The organism is Variovorax sp. 3319, from assembly GCF_031456585.1.
GTDB classification, from domain to species: domain Bacteria; phylum Pseudomonadota; class Gammaproteobacteria; order Burkholderiales; family Burkholderiaceae_C; genus Variovorax; species Variovorax paradoxus_P.
Window position 1 is genome coordinate 19,577 of the sequence record NZ_JAVDUZ010000005.1, and the last position, 16,357, is coordinate 35,933.

Annotated in this window: 16 protein-coding genes; 10 read left to right on the forward strand and 6 right to left on the reverse strand. The window is 66.3% G+C overall.

Going from position 1 to position 16,357, the window contains the following annotated elements; genetic code table 11:
• Positions 1–45 precede the first annotated feature (45 nt).
• From J2X67_RS11470 to J2X67_RS11500, 7 genes are all read left to right on the forward strand, one after another.
• A complete protein-coding gene (locus J2X67_RS11470; protein ID WP_309953117.1) occupies positions 46–1,032 on the forward strand; it encodes a PDR/VanB family oxidoreductase in 987 nt (328 codons plus the stop codon).
• Positions 1,033–1,184: 152 nt separating this feature from the next.
• The gene (locus J2X67_RS11475; protein WP_309953120.1) at positions 1,185–2,360 is read left to right on the forward strand and encodes an ABC transporter substrate-binding protein; all 1,176 of its coding nucleotides are present in this window, start codon (positions 1,185–1,187) and stop codon (positions 2,358–2,360) included.
• A 169-nt stretch (positions 2,361–2,529) separates the two neighbouring features.
• Positions 2,530–3,402, forward strand: a complete 873-nt coding sequence (locus J2X67_RS11480) for a branched-chain amino acid ABC transporter permease (RefSeq protein ID WP_309953122.1) — start codon at positions 2,530–2,532, stop codon at positions 3,400–3,402.
• Positions 3,403–4,386, forward strand: a complete 984-nt coding sequence (locus tag J2X67_RS11485) for a branched-chain amino acid ABC transporter permease (protein WP_309953123.1) — start codon at positions 3,403–3,405, stop codon at positions 4,384–4,386. It begins immediately after the preceding gene.
• Entirely contained in the window at positions 4,383–5,144 is a 762-nt protein-coding gene (locus J2X67_RS11490; protein ID WP_309953125.1) for an ABC transporter ATP-binding protein, read from the forward strand. Before J2X67_RS11485 ends, J2X67_RS11490 begins: the two co-directional genes overlap by 4 nt.
• Positions 5,137–5,841 carry an ABC transporter ATP-binding protein gene (locus J2X67_RS11495; RefSeq protein ID WP_309953126.1) on the forward strand — a complete coding sequence of 235 codons (705 nt, stop codon included), beginning with the start codon at positions 5,137–5,139 and terminating at the stop codon, positions 5,839–5,841. The genes J2X67_RS11490 and J2X67_RS11495 overlap by 8 nt, the downstream gene beginning before the upstream one ends.
• 32 nt (positions 5,842–5,873) lie before the next feature.
• Positions 5,874–7,574: a tannase/feruloyl esterase family alpha/beta hydrolase gene (locus J2X67_RS11500; RefSeq protein WP_309953128.1), complete on the forward strand. Its 1,701-nt coding sequence runs from the start codon at positions 5,874–5,876 to the stop codon at positions 7,572–7,574.
• Positions 7,575–7,595: 21 nt separating this feature from the next.
• Here J2X67_RS11500 and J2X67_RS11505 read toward each other — a convergent pair whose 3' ends face one another.
• The 3 genes from J2X67_RS11505 to J2X67_RS11515 all read right to left on the reverse strand — a co-directional run bounded on the left by J2X67_RS11505 (position 7,596) and on the right by J2X67_RS11515 (position 10,251).
• The gene (locus J2X67_RS11505) at positions 7,596–8,327 is read right to left on the reverse strand and encodes a DsbA family protein (protein WP_309953130.1); all 732 of its coding nucleotides are present in this window, start codon (positions 8,325–8,327) and stop codon (positions 7,596–7,598) included.
• Positions 8,315–9,214 carry an MBL fold metallo-hydrolase gene (locus J2X67_RS11510; RefSeq protein WP_309953132.1) on the reverse strand — a complete coding sequence of 300 codons (900 nt, stop codon included), beginning with the start codon at positions 9,212–9,214 and terminating at the stop codon, positions 8,315–8,317. The genes J2X67_RS11505 and J2X67_RS11510 overlap by 13 nt, the downstream gene beginning before the upstream one ends.
• Before the next feature lie 134 nt (positions 9,215–9,348).
• On the reverse strand, positions 9,349–10,251 hold the full coding sequence (locus J2X67_RS11515) for a LysR family transcriptional regulator (protein WP_309953665.1): 903 nt from the start codon (positions 10,249–10,251) through the stop codon (positions 9,349–9,351).
• Positions 10,252–10,369: 118 nt separating this feature from the next.
• On the opposite strand from J2X67_RS11515, the gene J2X67_RS11520 reads away from it, so the two are divergent.
• Genes J2X67_RS11520 through J2X67_RS11530 form a run of 3 tightly spaced genes read left to right on the forward strand, consistent with a single transcriptional unit; the run spans position 10,370 to position 13,580 of the window.
• Positions 10,370–11,341 (forward strand): hydroxymethylglutaryl-CoA lyase, encoded by a 972-nt coding sequence (locus J2X67_RS11520; protein ID WP_309953134.1) that lies wholly within the window; start codon positions 10,370–10,372, stop codon positions 11,339–11,341.
• The gene (locus J2X67_RS11525; RefSeq protein ID WP_309953136.1) at positions 11,338–12,552 is read left to right on the forward strand and encodes a CoA transferase; all 1,215 of its coding nucleotides are present in this window, start codon (positions 11,338–11,340) and stop codon (positions 12,550–12,552) included. The genes J2X67_RS11520 and J2X67_RS11525 overlap by 4 nt, the downstream gene beginning before the upstream one ends.
• A gap of 41 nt (positions 12,553–12,593) precedes the next feature.
• Complete coding sequence (locus J2X67_RS11530; RefSeq protein ID WP_309953138.1) at positions 12,594–13,580, forward strand: tripartite tricarboxylate transporter substrate binding protein; 987 nt, start codon at positions 12,594–12,596, stop codon at positions 13,578–13,580.
• A 44-nt stretch (positions 13,581–13,624) separates the two neighbouring features.
• On the opposite strand, the gene sugE is transcribed toward J2X67_RS11530, so the two are convergent.
• The 3 genes from sugE to J2X67_RS11545 are packed head-to-tail and all read right to left on the reverse strand — an operon-like array spanning position 13,625 to position 16,338.
• Positions 13,625–13,945, reverse strand: a complete 321-nt coding sequence (gene sugE, locus J2X67_RS11535; RefSeq protein WP_309953140.1) for a quaternary ammonium compound efflux SMR transporter SugE — start codon at positions 13,943–13,945, stop codon at positions 13,625–13,627.
• Positions 13,946–13,964: 19 nt separating this feature from the next.
• A complete protein-coding gene (locus tag J2X67_RS11540) occupies positions 13,965–15,098 on the reverse strand; it encodes an HPP family protein (RefSeq protein ID WP_309953142.1) in 1,134 nt (377 codons plus the stop codon).
• Between the two features lie 4 nt (positions 15,099–15,102).
• A complete protein-coding gene (locus J2X67_RS11545; RefSeq protein ID WP_281149988.1) occupies positions 15,103–16,338 on the reverse strand; it encodes a multidrug effflux MFS transporter in 1,236 nt (411 codons plus the stop codon).
• Between the last annotated feature and the right edge of the window lie 19 nt (positions 16,339–16,357).

Consider the following 16,357-nt stretch of genomic DNA (forward strand, 5'->3'; position numbering starts at 1 on the left):
GCAGCCGTCTCTTTCTTCCTTCCTCATCTTGTTGTTGGTGTTCCGATGAAAAGCGATCTTCAATGGATGCAGGCGCAGGTTGTTGCGCTGCGCGACGTCACGCCCACCGTGCGCGAATTCGAACTTCGCCCGGAGCCAGGCTTTGCGGCCGCCTACGATCCCGGTTCGCACCTGCAGGTGCAGGTAATGACGGCGCAGGGCAAGCTGCAGACGCGCTCGTACTCGCTGGTCGGCGAAGGCGACGGCCAGTGCTGGCGCATTTCCGTCAAGCGGCTTGACGATGGCCGTGGCGGCTCGCTCGCAATGTGGCGCCTGGCCGTGGGCGACCGGCTGCAGGTGAGCGCTCCGCAAAATCACTTTCCCCTGGACACCCGCGCGCCGGGCTACCTGCTCGTGGCTGGCGGCATCGGCATTACGCCGCTGGTGCTGATGGCCGAGCGCCTGGGCGAGCACGCAAGGCGCAGCAACGTGCCCGTAAAGATGCTCTATGGCGCGCGCAACGCGGGCGAATTGGCCTATCTCGAGCGGCTGCGCGCGGCACTGGGCGACGACGTTGCTGCACACGAAGGTGCGGCTCCCATCGACTTTGCGGCAGCCATTGCCGCGTTGCCGCAGGGCGGCCAGCTCTACGCCTGCGGCCCGGTGCCCATGCTCGAAGCCGTCAAGCGCGCCTGGCAAGCTGCGGGCCGTGCCCCGGCGGACCTGCGCTTCGAAACCTTCGGCAGCAGCGGGCGGCTCGCAACGCAGGCCTTCAGGGTGCGCATTCCGCGGCACGACCTGGCGATTACCGTGCCGGCCGACTGCACCCTGCTCGAGGCGCTGGATGCCGCCGGCGTGGAAACGCTGTGGGACTGCAAGCGCGGCGAGTGCGGCCTGTGCGCCATGGACGTGCTTGCCGTCGACGGCGAGGTCGACCACCGCGACGTGTTCCTGAGCGAGCATGAGAAGCAGGCCGCCACTCGCATCTGCGCCTGCGTTTCGCGTGCCGTGGGCACGATCACACTCGATTCCGCGTACCGGCCCGAAGGCTGAAAAGCTCCTGCGCGATGATCGCGCAGTTCATTTGTTCATCGCGCAACAAAGCCCCGCGTCTTAGGCGGAGTAGGTGATTGCCTGCTCCGCCGCATGTTGCAAAGTGTTGAAAAATAGTCCGGTATCCGCATCCGTCCTTCAAGGAAAACTTCATGCAAAGACGCCAACTCATCCAGTCCGCAGGCCTCACGGCGCTTGCGCTTTCCATGTCGCTTGCCAGCGCACAAGACAACAACAAGTTCAAGATCGGCCTCATCCTGCCCATGACCGGGCAGCAGGCCTCCACAGGCCGGCAGATCGAAGCGGCCGCCCGGCTGTACATGGCGCAGAACGGCGACACCGTTGCGGGCAAGAAGATCGAGTTGATCGTCAAGGACGACGTCGCCACGCCGGACGTGACCAAGCGCCTGGCGCAGGAACTGATCGTCAACGACAAGGTGAACGTGATCGCGGGCTTCGGCGTCACGCCTGCCGCGCTGGCCGCAGCGCCGCTGGCCACCCAGTCGAAAACGCCGCAGGTCGTGATGGCCGCTGCCACCTCGAGCATTACCGAAGCGTCTCCCTACATCGTGCGCAGCAGCTTCACGCTGCCGCAGGTGTCGGTTGCCATGGGCGACTGGGCACCCAAGAACGGCGTGAAGTCGGTCGTTACGCTGGTGGCCGACTACGGCCCGGGCAACGACGCCGAGAAGTTCTTTACCGAGCGCTTCCAGCTCAACGGCGGCAAGGTGGTCGAGAAGCTGCGCGTGCCGCTGCGCAACCCCGACTTCGCGCCGTTCCTGCAGAAGGTGCGCGACCTCAAGCCCGACGCGCTGTTCGTGTTTGTGCCTTCGGGCGCCGGTGCGGCGGTAATGAAGCAATTTCTCGAGCGCGGCATGGACAAGGCCGGCATCCGCATGATTGCCACCGGCGACGTGACCGATGACGACCAACTCAACGACATGGGCGACGGCGCGCTGGGCGTGGTCACTTCGCACCACTACTCGGCGGCGCATCCTTCGCCTGCCAACAAGAAGTTTGTCGAGGCTTTCCAGAAGGCCAACCCGAAACTGCGCCCCAACTTCATGGCCGTGGGCGGCTATGACGGCATGCGCGTGATCTATGAAGCCCTGAAGGCCACCAAGGGGCAGGGCGGCGGCGACGCGCTGCTCGCCGCCATGAAGGGCCAGATCTTCGAGAGCCCGCGCGGCCCGGTGTACATCGATGCGCAGACGCGCGACATCGTGCAGGACGTGTACTTGCGCAAGGTCGAGAAGAAGGACGGGCAGCTCTATAACGTCGAGTTCGATGTGATCAAGGGTGTGAAGGATCCGGGCAAGGCGAAGTAATTGCCTTCGGGGCGCGCACCCGCCGACGGGGTGCCTTGCGCAGCGAAATAAAGGAGGAGGCCGAAGGCGGGGGACATTCGCGGAGGGGAGTACCCGGTGGCCTTTGCACACGCCCTGAACAACAGCGCCCAGAAAGCCAGCCGCGCGAAAACGTGGCGGAAAAAATGACATGTTGACCATTCTTTTCGACGGTATCGCCTACGGCATGCTGCTCTTCGTGCTCGCAGTAGGCTTGGCCGTGACGCTCGGGTTGATGAACTTCATCAACCTGGCCCACGGTGCCTTCGCCATGGCCGGCGGGTACCTCACCGTGTTTGCGATGCAGAAACTCGGCGTGCCGTTCCTGGCCTGCCTGCCGCTTGCGTTCATCGTGGTGGCCCTCGCCGGCGCGCTGCTCGAACGAACGCTCTATCGGCCCATGTACGGCAAGCCGCACCTCGACCAGGTGCTGTTTTCCATTGGCCTTGCCTTCATGGCCGTGGCGGCCATCGATTACTTCGTCGGCTCATCGCAGCAGAACATCCAGCTGCCCGAATGGCTGCGCGGCCGCACCGAAGTGGGCGACGGCGCGCTGCTGCTTGGCATGGGGCACTACCGGCTCTTCATCATTGGCGTGTGCGCCGTGCTCACCGTGGTGCTGCAGCTCATTCTTTCGAAGACCCGCTTCGGCAGCCGCCTGCGCGCCGCCGTGGATGACCCGCGCGTGGCTTCGGGGTTGGGCATCAATGTCAATGTCGTGTTCCTGCTGACCTTTGCGGTCGGCTCCGGCCTTGCCGGGCTCGGCGGTGCGTTGGGTGCGGAAATCCTCGGCCTCGATCCGACCTTTCCGCTCAAGTACATGATTTATTTTCTGATCGTGGTATCGGTCGGCGGCACCTCGTCGATTACCGGGCCGCTGGCGGCTGCGCTGCTGCTTGGCATTGCCGACGTTGCGGGCAAGTATTTCATTCCGAAGATGGGCGCGTTCACCGTCTACCTGCTCATGATTTTGATCTTGATGTGGCGGCCCCAGGGCTTGTTCACGCGCAAGGGAGGCCGCTGAATGAGCGCGCCTTCAACGTACCAGTCGGCCCTGCTGCACAAGGCGCGCTGGCGACCGCTCGAGTTTGTGGTGTGGGCTGCGGCGTTTGTGTTGCCGTTCGTCATGCCTTCGCATTCGCTGCTGGTCAACGAGATCGCCATCGTCGCGCTGTTCGCGATGTCGCTCGACCTTATCCTGGGCTACACCGGCATCGTGTCGCTCGGCCATGCCGCCTTCTTCGGCTTTGGTGCCTACGCCGCCGCGCTGTTTGCCAAGCTCGTGATGCCGGATCCGACCGTGGGACTGGTGGTGGCCACGGTGCTGTCGGCCATGCTCGGGCTCGTGGCCAGCGTCACCATCCTGCGCGGCAGCGATCTCACCAGGCTGATGGTCACGCTTGGCACCGCGCTGCTGCTGCTCGAGCTTGCCAACAAGCTCGACTGGCTCACCGGCGGTGCCGACGGGCTGCAGGGCGTGGTGATGGGCCCGGTGCTCGGCCTGTTCGAATTCGACCTGTACGGCCGCACGGCGGCCTGGTATTCGCTTGCCGTGATGCTGCTGCTTTTTCTTGTGATGCGCCGCATCGTGCACTCGCCCTTTGGCGCTACGCTGAAGGCCATTCGCGACAACAGGCTGCGGGCCATGGCCATCGGCATTCCGGTGGTGTCGCGGCTCGTGGTCATCTACACCGTCGCTGCCGGCATTGCCGGTGCCGCGGGCGCGCTGCTGGCGCAGACCACCGGCTTTGCATCGCTCGACGTGCTGGCCTTCGACCGTTCGGCCGACGTGCTGCTGATGCTGGTAATCGGCGGCGTGGGCTGGCTCTATGGCGGCGTGGCGGGCGCCATCGTCTTCAAGCTGCTGCAGAACTGGCTTTCGGCCGTAACGCCGCAGTACTGGATGTTCTGGATCGGGTTGCTGCTGGTGCTGCTTGTGCTGGTGGGGCGCGACCGCGTACTCAAGCCGTGGACATGGCTGGGCAAGCGAAAGGGGAGCGGCGCATGACCGACACCGTGCTTTCGGCCCAGGGGCTGGTGATGCGCTTCGGCGGCATCACGGCCACCAACAACGTCACCATGGAGCTCAAGCGCGGTGCGCGCCACGCGCTGATCGGCCCCAACGGTGCCGGCAAGACCACGCTCATCAACCTGCTGACCGGCGTGCTCGTGCCGACCGAAGGCCGCATCTCGCTGCTCGGCGAAGACATCACCACGCTTGCTCCACACAAGCGCGTCGCGCGCGGCCTGGTGCGCACTTTCCAGATCAACCAGCTGTTCGATTCGATGACGCCGCTCGAGACGCTGGCGCTGGTCGTGTCGCAGCACCAGGGTGTCGGTGCGCAATGGTGGCGCCCGCTGGGTGCAACCAGTGCGGTCGCGGAACGGGCCGCCCAACTGCTGGAGCAGTTTCATCTTGGCGACGTTGCGCAGCAGCAGACGAAGTTCATGGCCTACGGCAAGCGCCGCCTGCTCGAGATTGCGATTGCCCTGGCGTGCGAGCCGCGCGTGCTTCTGCTCGACGAGCCCGTGGCGGGCGTGCCTGCCGGCGAGCGCGAAGAGCTGCTTGAAACCGTTGCCGCATTGCCGGCCGATGTGTCGGTGCTGCTGATCGAGCACGACATGGACCTGGTGTTCAGCTTTGCCGACCGCATGACCGTGCTGGTCAACGGCGCGCTGCTGACCGAAGGCGATCCGGAGACCATCGCCAACGATCCGAAGGTGAAAGAGGTCTACCTCGGCCATGGAGAGTCCGCCCATGTCTGAACTGCTCCGCATCGAGAACCTGAGTGCCGGCTACGGCGAAGCCGTGGTGCTGCACGACGTGGCTTTTTCGCTCGGCGAAGGCCAGACGCTTGCGCTACTCGGCCGTAACGGCACGGGCAAGACCACGCTCATCAACACGCTGGCCGGCGCCACGCGGCAGCATGGCGGCAGCATTTCGCTTGTTGGGCAGGCACTGCACAAGCTGGCGCCGCATCAGCGTGCGGCAGCTGGCATCGGCTGGGTGCCGCAAGAGCGCAACATCTTCAAGTCGCTCACCGTGCATGAAAACCTCACCGCGGTGGAGCGCCCCGGAAAGTGGAACCCGCAGCGCGTCTACGAGATGTTTCCGCGCCTGGCCGAGCGCAAGACGAACCTCGGCACGCAGCTTTCGGGCGGCGAGCAGCAGATGCTGGCGGTCGGCCGCGCACTGGTGCTCAACCCCAGGTTGCTGCTGCTCGACGAACCGCTCGAGGGCCTCGCGCCGATCATCGTGGAAGAGTTGCTGCGCGCCATCCGCCGCATCACGCAGGACGAGGGGCTGGCGGCCATCATCGTGGAACAGCACCCGCAGGCGATCCTAGCCATTTCCGACCACGCGGTGGTGCTGGACCACGGCACCATCGTGCACGCCGACAGCGCGGCGGCATTGCGCAGCCAGCCTCAGGTGCTCGAAAGATTGCTGGGCGTGGCCCGGTAACCGTCCCGGCAAACAAGAAGGAGACACACAGCATGGCGATCCCCAGGACAGTGTTTTACGGGGGCGCCGTGCTGGCGTCCGCCGTGTTGCTGGCTGCTTGCAGCACCACCACCGCGCTGCAAAACCTCACGCTTGGCGCCAATCCTGCGGCGTCTTGTGCGGCGCTGGTTGCGCCGGTCGCGCCCGCGGCCATCGGCCTGCCGAGCGGTGCGGCAACAATCGACTCGGCCACACTGGTTCCCGCTTCGCCGCTTGCGGTGGCCGAGCGCGCGGGTACGCCCGCTTCGCGCATCACCCCACCGACGCCTTCGCACTGCAAGGTACTCGGCCGCATTGCGCCGCTCGATGCAGCGGCGCCGCCCATCATGTTCCAGGTCAACTTGCCGCTGGCGTGGAACGGGCGCAGCGTGCAGTACGGCGGCGGAGGTTTCAACGGCGTGCTGATCACCGGCCTTGCGCTGGTGCCGGGCGCGCGCTTCGACCAGCCCACGCCACTGGCGCAGGGCTATGTGACCTACGGCACGGACTCGGGCCACCAGAATGTGCAGGGCCAACCGCCGCAGGCCTTTGCGCTCAACGACGAGGCACTGGTCAATTTTGCGCACGCCTCGTACAAGAAGGTGCGCGACGTGGCAGTCGCGCTGATGCAGCGCGCCTACGGGCAGGCGCCGCAGAAGCTGTACTTCGTGGGCAGCTCCGAAGGTGGGCGCGAAGGGCTCACCATGGCGCAGCGCTACCCGCAAGATTTCGATGGCATCTTCAGCCGCGTGCCGGTCATCAACTGGACGGGACTGCAACACGCCGGCACGCGCAATGGCATTGCCACCATGGGCGAAGGATGGCTGCGGCCCGCGCAGGTGCAACTGGTGCACAGCGCCGTGCTCGCCTCGTGCGACGCCACCGACGGTGCTGCGGACGGCATTGTGTCGAACCCTGTGGCGTGCCTGCAGCGCTTCGATCCCGCCAGCCTTCGCTGCGCCGCTGGCACCAGCGGCGACAACTGCCTGAACGATGCACAGGTGCAGGCGGTGCGCACGCTGCGTTCGCCGTGGCGTTCACCCGTGCCGCTTGCGCATGGTGTAACGGAGTACCCCGGCTGGGGCATTGGCGGCGAAGGCACGCCGGCCTTTGCGGCCACGGGCGGCTGGAACGCATGGTGGACGGGTACCGCCGCGCCCACGGTGCCGCCGCAACAGAGCAATGGCATTGCATGGTTCTACGGCAGCGGGGCGCTGCAGTATTTTTATGCGCGCAATCCGTCGCTCGATGTGCGCAACTACCGCGCGGAAGATTTCGCCGCGCGCATTGCCAGCGTGTCGCAGCTGATGGATTCGACCAATCCCGATCTCGGTGCCTTCCAGGCGCGCGGCGGCAAGTTGCTGATGCTCGAACACATGGCCGACTACGCGCAGAGCCCGTTCGCCGGCATTCGCTACTACGAGTCGGTGGTGGCGCGCATGGGGCGCGACAACGTGGACCGCTTCATGCGCCTGTACACCGCGCCGGGCGTAGACCACGTAGGCGCCGGTGCGCCGGCCAACGTCGACATGCTCGGTGCGCTGGCCGACTGGGTCGAGCGCGGCCGCGCGCCGGCCGGCCTGCAATTGGCCGAGCAGGACGTGCAGCCGCCGTTCAGGGTCGTTCGTTCGCGACCGCTGTGCGAATGGCCGCTGTGGCCGCGTTACGCGAGCGGAGACGCATCGCAGGCGGGCAGCTTTCAGTGCAGCAGATAGCGGCGCGTACGCTGTGACGGCCTAGATTGCGCAGCCGTCCGGGCCGCATGACGCCTGGCCCGCTCCAACGTCTGCCGCAACGCCCGACGGCGCCGCAAGCGTGGCCAGCTGCGCCTTCCATTCGTCGGCGCGGCCGAGCCACGGACCGATGTCGATGCGGCTCGCAGTGCCATCTGCATGCGCCAGCACAAAGGTCGGAAAGCCCTGGCCACCTGCGCGTTGCAGCAGCTGCCGGCTGGCGGCAATGTGCTGCGCAGTCGCCTCGCCGGACAGGCGGGCGAAGGCCGATGCAAAGGCCTCGGCGTCAAAGCCAAGTTCTGCGGCGACGGCGGTGAGCACGTCCATGTCGGCGATGCGCCGGCCTTCGACATAGTGCGCGCGCTGCAGCCGATGGATCATGTCGAGGCCGCCACCCGTTCGCAGCGCCTCGGCCGCGAGCACCGCGGTGGTCGGCGGCTCGGAATCCATCACCGCGCCGGTGTCGCGCAGCAACCCTTCGAAGTAGCCTTGGCCGAAGGGCTGGCCCGTGAGCTCGGCAATGCGGCGGTCGTGCGGCATCACGTAGTCGCGCCACTGCGCGGTGATGGGGCGCCGGTTGGCACCGGTCATCATGCCGCCGCCGTGGAACTCGACACTGAGCCCCGGCACGCTGCGCGCCGCATCGACCAGCGGTGCGGCCGCGTAGCACCAGCCGCACATCGGATCGAAGATGTAGTGCAGCGTCGTATTGTTGTTGTCGTTCACTGCGGCCATTTCATTTCTCCCTTGATCACCTTGGCGCTCAGTTCGAGCGAAGCGGCGTGCTGCAGCTTGGGGTAGCGCTTGTTCATTGCGGCGATGAGCGCGGCCGAATCCTTGGCCTTGGCGGCTTCGGTTTCGAAGGTTTGCAGGTAGCTGCGGGTGAACTTCACCGAGGCAACCGAATAGGGCATCGATCCATCGGCATTGGGTTCGAAGTGGCCGGGCACCACGGTCTTGGGACGCAGCGCTTCGATGCGGCCGAGCGTCTTGAGCCAGTCGCGGCGCGACTCGGGCGTTTGCGTGTCGGCCACCCACAGGTGGATGTTGGCCGACACCGGCACGCCGCCAACCACCGCCTTGATCGACGGAATCCACGCAAAGGTGCGCGCCGGGGTGGGGCCGTCGAGGCCAACCACCTGGATCTTGCGGCCTTCGAGCTCGATGCTGTCGCCCGCGAGCGGCTCGGGCACGACCAGCGCCTTGGGTGCGTTCTCTTTGAGGATGGGGCCCCAGTGCGCGAGCTTGCCGTCCTTCGATGCCTGGATGGCGGCCACGGTTTGCGGCGTGGCGACGATCTTCGCGTCCGGGAAGGCGGCCTGGATGACGTCGAGGCCAAAGTAGTAGTCGGGATCGCTGTGGCTGATGTAGACCGTGCTCAGCTTCTTGCCGCTGGCCTTGATTTTCTGCACCAGCGCCTCGGCGTCGTTGCGCTGGAACTGCGCATCGATCAGCACGGCCTCGGCCTGCCCGATGACCAGTTCGGAAGACACGGGAAACATCGACTTGGCGCCGGGGTTGTACACCTCGAGCTTCAGGGGTTCGGCGGCCACGGCTGCGAGCGAGCCGAGGGACAGGGCGGCGGAAATGGCTGCGGCGGAAAGAAGGGTTCTGCGGAACATTTCGGGTCTTTCGGTTGAATGGACTTGATGGGTGACAACGTGACAGGCCCGATGGTAGGTTTCTATAAAAGAAACAAAAATCCCGATTCGGCCAACGGATAGTTTCTGTTTTCGGTCGAATTGCGTCGGCGCATTCAGTCCGTCGCGCACTTTTCGAGATGCGCCACCAGCAATTGCGCCGCCAGCGAGAGCGTCTCTTCGCCGCGAAAGCAGATGGCGAAGCGGCGGCGCGCCCAGGCGTCGGTGAGCGGCATCAGCCGAAGGCCGTAGGCGTCGGCAAAGGGCTGCGCCACTTCCGCCGGAACCACGCTGATTGCAAGCCCCGCGCGCACCACGCGCAGCGCGGCGTCGAAGTTGGTGACCAGCACGCGGTACACCAATGGCCTGCCGGCCAGTGCGGCTTCGCGGGCGAGCATGAGCTGCACGGCGCTGAGTGCAGGCATGCCGACAAACTCATGCTCGAGCACATCTTCGAAGCGCACCTTGCCGCGGCGCGCCACCGGGTGCGAGGGGTGCGCGACCACGGCCAGGTGATCGGTGCGGTAGCTGCGCCGCTGCAGTCCTTCCAGGTCGGCCGCGTCCCAGCACAGGCCGATGGATGCGCTGCCCTCGCGAATGCCGCGCACGATCTCGGGGCTCACGCGCTCTTCCATGTCGACGCGGATGTCGCGGTGCGCGGGGTTCTGCAGAAAGTTGGCCACGTCTTCGGCCAGCGATTCGGCCATGACCGACGCCGAGGCAAGGATGCGCACATGCCCCCGTGCACCACCTGCATATGCCGCCATGTCGCGCTCGATGCGCTGCGCGCTGCCGAGCATTGCGCGGGCATGCTCCAGCAGTGTTTCGCCGGCCGGCGTTGGCACCACGCCGCGCCGCTTGCGCAGCAGCAGGGGCGTGCCGACGGCATCTTCGAGCTGCGCGAGGCGCTTGCTGATGGCCGAGCCAACGATGCTGGCCTGCTCTCCGGCGCGCGCAATGCTGCGGGTTTCGCATACGGAAACGAAGAGGCGGAGGGTGGTGAGGTCGAGGTCTCGCATGTGGTTGCCGGCGCGAAAGGTGAGGTATTCCATTTTGGAACGGATTGGCTTCCGAAATCTATTTTCTGATTCGAATCGGAACTTCTAACATCGGCCCCAGACCGCGAAGGAGACACCCTTGAACGACGCACCGGTAGCACCTGCCGCTCACGTCTTTTTGCCGCCCAGCGCGGTTGTCCGCGAAGTGGGGCTGCGCGATGGCCTGCAGAGCATCGCCAGAACGCTGCCCACCGCAGAGAAGCTCCAGTGGATTCGCGACGCGCATGCCGCGGGGCAGTGCGAGATCGAAGTCGGCTCCTTCGTGCCCGCCCGCCTGCTGCCGCAACTGGCGGACACGGCCGAACTGCTGGCCTACGCGAAGACGCTGCCGGGGCTCTTCACTTCGGTGCTGGTGCCCAACCTGCGGGGCGCGGAACTCGCCATTGCGGGCGAGGCCGACCTGATGATGGTGCCGCTGTCGGCCAGCCATGCGCATAGCCTGGCAAACCTGCGCAAGACGCCCGACGAGGTGGTGGCCGAGGTCGCCCGTATCCGCGCCGCACGCGATGCCGCAGGCTCCAGGACGATGATCGAGGGCGGCGTGGGCACCGCCTTCGGCTGCACCATCCAGGGCCACGTAGATACGGAAGAGGTGCTGCGCCTGATGCAGGCGCTGCTCGATGCGGGCGCCGACCGGGTAAGCCTGGCGGACACCGTCGGCTATGCCGATCCGGCCATGGTCCGCAGCCTGTTCGAGCGCGCGCGGCGCATTGCGGGCGACCGCTTGTGGTGCGGCCATTTCCACGACACGCGCGGCCTGGGGCTTGCCAACGTGTATGCCGCGCTGGAAGTCGGCATTTCACGCTTCGACGCTTGCCTGGCCGGCATCGGCGGTTGCCCGCATGCGCCCGGTGCCAGCGGCAACGTCGACACAGAAGACCTCGTCTTCATGCTCGAGAGCATGGGCGTGCGCACCGGCGTCGATCTGCCCAAGCTGCTCGAATTGCGCGAACGCGTGGCCGGCTGGCTCGACGGCGAAACGCTGCAGGGCACCGTGTGGCGCGCCGGCTTTCCGAAGACCTTTGCAGCAAGCGCCGGAGTCGCGGCATGAGCGACACAACGACGACGCCCGACGAAAAGCGCCTGCCGCTCACCGGCATTCGCGTGGTCGAGTTCACGCACATGGTCATGGGCCCGACCTGCGGCATGGTGCTGGCCGACCTGGGCGCGGAGGTCATCAAGGTCGAACCCATCGAGGGCGACCGCACGCGGCAGCTGCTGGGCGCGGGTGCGGGCTTTTTTCCGATGTTCAACCGCAACAAGAAGAGCATTGCGCTGGACCTTCGCCATCCGCAGGGTCTCGAGGCGGCGCTGCGCCTGTGCGCCACCGCCGATGTGGTGGCGCAGAACTTCAGGCCCGGCACCATGGACAAATACGGGCTCGGCTACGCCGCGCTGGGCAAGCTCAACCCGCGCCTGGTGTACGTGAACCACACCGGTTTCTTGCCTGGGCCCTACGAGCACCGCACCGCGCTCGACGAGGTGGTGCAGATGATGGGCGGCCTGGCCTACATGACCGGCCGGCCCGGCGACCCGCTGCGCGCGGGCACCAGCGTGAACGACATCATGGGCGGCATGTTCGGCGCCATCGGCGCCATGGCCGCGCTCATGCAGCGCATACAGACCGGCAAGGGCCAGGAGGTGCAGTCCGCGCTGTTCGAGAACAACGTGTTCCTGGTCGGCCAGCACATGCTGCAGTACGCCATCACGGGGCAGGCCGCCGCGCCGATGCCCGAACGTATCTCGGCCTGGGCGCTGTACGACGTGTTCACCGTGAAGGACGGCGAGCAGATTTTCCTGGCCGCGGTGAGCGACGCGCAATGGCGGGTGTTCTGCGATGCGCTCGGCTTCGACGACCTGAAGGCCGACCCTGCCTTGCGCACCAACAACGACCGGGTTCGCGTGCGACCGAAGCTGCTCGCGGACTTGCGCGGCCGGCTGGCCGACCGGTCGGCTGCCGAGCTGTCGGCGATCTTCGAGGCGCGTGGCTTGCCTTTCGCGCCCATCGTGCGGCCTGAAGACCTTTATGACGATCCGCACCTGAAGGCCACTGGCGGCCTCGCCGACATCCGCCTGCCCGACGGCGAACGCGCAGGAGAAACCGCGCAGACGACGTTGTTCCCGATCACGCTGGGCGGCGAGCGACTCGGCGTGCGGCTCGATCCGCCGACGCTCGGCGAACACACGCGCGAGCTGCTGGCCGAACTCGGCTATGCCGACGCGCAGGTGGCGGCCATGCAGGCCGAATCGGCCATCGCCTGAGCGCGATTTTTTCTTCGAAAAACATAAAGAGAGACAAGACCATGCACACGATCCTTCCCCCGATGACCCGCCGCGCCGTACTGGGTTTTGGCGCTTCCGCAGCCGCACTGGCTGCTTGCCCAGCGCTCGCGCAGGGCTCCGACAAGCCCATTCGCTTCATCCTGCCGATCAGTGCAGGGTCGGGTGTGGACGCCATCGCGCGCGCGGCATCGGTTGCGCTGGGCAAGGCCTTCGGCCAGCCGGTGGTAATAGAAAACCTGCCTGGCGCGGGCGGCATCACCGGCACATCGGTGGTGACCAAGGCTGCGCCCGACGGGCTCACGCTGGGCATGGTGTCGAACAACCACGTCATCAATCCGGCCGTGTACAAGAAGATGCCCTTCGACGCCATCGCCGATGTCACGCCCATCAGCGTGGTGGGCGCAACGCCGCTGGTCCTTGCGGTCAACCCCAAGCTGCCGGCCAAGAACGTGAAGGAACTGGTGGCGCTGCTGCGCGCCAAGCCCGACACCTACAACTACGCTTCGTCAGGCAACGGCACCATCATTCACCTGGCAGGTGAAATGTTCATGGACGAGGCCGGCGTGAAGGCGCGGCACATTCCCTACAAGGGCACCGGCCCCATGGTTACCGACATGATTGCGGGCCAGGTCGAGATGGGTGTGGTGGCGCTGCCTGCGGTGCAGCCCCACCTCAAGAGCGGTGCGCTGCGGGCCATCGGCGTGTGCAGCCCACAGCGCTCCCCGGCCGCGCCCGACATGCCGACCATTGCGGAGCAGGGGCTACCCAACTATGCGGTCGAAGGCTGGTTCGCGGTGATCGGGCCGCCCAAGATGCAGCCCGCCGACATTCAGCGCGTGCACGACGCAGTGGCCGCGGCCTTTACGAGCGCAGAGGTGCGAGAGGCCATGGACAAGCAGGGCAATGTCATCAAGCCCACCTCGCCCGAGCAGGCCGCGAGCTACTTTCGCAGCGAAGCCGCGCGCTATGCAGCGCTGGTCAAAAAGGCGAACGTGGTGCTCGAATAGCCCAGGGTCGCAATCAGCACCGCAACCGGCGCCGGCCCTTCCGTTCAGGCCGGGCTGGTTAACTTGAGCCCGAGAATGCCCGCGACGATCAGGCCCACGCAGACGAGCCGCGCCGCGTTGGCAGGCTCATGGAACAGCACGATGCCCAGGATGACCGTGCCCACCGCCCCGATGCCGGTCCATACCGCGTAGGCCGTGCCCACGGGCAGCGAGCGCATGGCCCAGCCCAGCAGCACCACGCTGAGCACCATCGAAAGGGCGGTGCCGATGGAGGGCCACAGCCTGGTAAATCCTTCGGTGTACTTGAGACCGATGGCCCAGCCCATTTCGAGCAGGCCCGCCACCAACAACACAACCCACGCCATGCACGCTCCTTGAGAAGGTTCAGTTCTCGGGCCGTACGGCGCTGTAGAGAGCGCGCACGAAGTCCGACTGCGTGATCATGCCGGTGAGTCGCCTTTCATGGTCGATGATGGGGATATGGTGGTGGCCGCCTTCGGAGAACAGCGGCACCAGGTCGACCACCGGGCGGTCGGCGCTGGCCACGCGCACCTGGCGCGTCATGATCTGGCCGACCACTTCAGGCTTGTTCGACACCACGGTGCGCGTGGCGCGGATCAGGTCGCGCAGCCGCCCCGCAATGCCTTCGTGATGTTCCAGGTCGAGCATGCGAAAGAAGTCGGCCTGCGTCACGATGCCCACCACGCGGCGCGTGCGGTCGATGACGGGCAGGGCCTTGATGCGGCGCTGGTTCATGAGCATCCACGCCTCTTGCAGCGGCGTGCCGAACTCCACCGACACCGGCTCGCGCGACATGATGTCGGCGCAGTGCAGGGTGCCGAGGCGCCGCTTGTAAGACTCGAGTTCGGTCTGCTGGATGAGCGATTCGAGGTCGTCCCGGCTGATGTCCAGCACCTGGTTGTAGCGGGCCAGCACCGCGTCGATGTCGGCCTGGCTGAAGCGCGCATCCGCCGCGGGCGGCCGCACCACCTGCACGTGCGGATAGCGCCTGCCGGTGAGCGTGTTGTAGGCCACACCGGCCAGCACCAGCAAGAGCGAGTTCACAAACGTGGGAAACAGGGCCGCAGAGAAGTCGGTGGTGTGCGTCAGCACGGCGAGCAGCGCGGCGGCGCCGCCGGGCGGGTGCAGGCTGCGCGTGGCAAACATCAGCCCGATGGCAGCGCCCACGGCCAGCGCAGCGGCCCAGGCCGCGTCGGGTATCCAGTGGACGCAGGCAATGCCCACCAGTGTCGACAGCGTGTTGCCGACCATGACCGACCAAGGCTGTGCGAGCGGGCTCGCGGGTACGGCAAAGACCAGCACCGCGCTAGCGCCCATCGGCGCAATGAGCCAGATGCTGATACCCGCTGCTTCGGCCATCCAGCGGCACAGCAGCGCGGTAATGACCAGGCCGATTGCCGCACCGGCCACGGCGCGCATGCGCTCGCGAATGTCGACGGTGTTGCGCCCCGGCAGCCAGGCGCGCGCATGTGTGAGCAAGGCGGAAAACTGCGGCATGGCGTCAGACCTCCGCCGCCACGCGGCGGCCGATTTCGGGCCACTGCCCGTGCAACCAGACCCAGGCGACGAGGCCGATTCCGAGCATCAGCATCGACGTGACCGCCAGTGCCAGTGTGGAATGCATGACCAGCGGCGCCACCACGCCGGCAACGATGCCGTTGGCGGTGGAGCCGATCACGGCCTGCAGCGACGACGCCATGCCGCGCCGCTCGGGATGAAGGTCGAGCACCAGCAGCGTGACCACCGGCACCATCAGCGCCCAGCCGAAGGCGAACACCGCGAGCGGCCACAGGGCCCACGCAGCGTGCGCCGTGAAAAGCCAATTGGCGGCAACGTTGACGAGCGAAGTCACCAGCATGATGAGGAAGCCGTCGCGGATCTGCCGCTTGGGCGCCACCTTGCCCGCCATGCGGCCGCTGGCCCATGCGCCCGACATGATGCCGCCGATGGTCAGCAGGAAGAACCAGAAGAACTGCGTCGGCGCCAGCGCGAGGTGGTCGCCGAGAAAGGCGGGCGCTGCCAGCACGTACAGGAACATGCCATTGAACGGAACACCGCTCGCGAAAGCGAGCAGCAGAAAGCGCGGGTCGGAGCACAGGTCCCAGTAGCCGCGCATCAGGTGGCGCACCTGGAAAGGCTGGCGCTGGCTCTGGTGCAGGGTTTCGGGCAGCAGCTTGTAGTTGGCCACGAACAGAATCACGCCGACCGCCACCAGGAACCAGAAGATCGCGTGCCAGCCGGCATGCACAAAGAGAAAGCCGCCCACGATAGGTGCAATGGCCGGAGCCACGCCGAAGTAGATGGTCACCTGGCTCATGACCCGCTGCGCATCGGCCGGCGGGAACATGTCGCGGATGACCGCGCGCGAAACCACGATGCCCGCACCGGTCGACAAACCCTGGAGCCCGCGGAACAGCACCAGTTGCGCAATGTTCTGCGACAGCGCGCAGCCCAGCGACGCAATGGTGAACACCGCAAGGCCCCACAGCACCACGGGCCGGCGGCCGAAGCTGTCCGACAGTGCGCCGTGGAACAGGTTCATGAACGCAAAGCCGAACAGGTAGGCCGAAAGCGTCTGCTGCATTTCGGCCGGGGTGGCGCCAATGGAGCGCGCAATGCCCGAGAAGGCCGGAATGTAGGTGTCGATGGAAAAGGGACCGAGCATGCCCAGCACGGCGAGCAGCACTGCAAGCGCCCAGCGCGGCGCCAGCCAGAGCTTTTCTGCATCGGGATTCATGAGGTTTGCTCCATTTTTC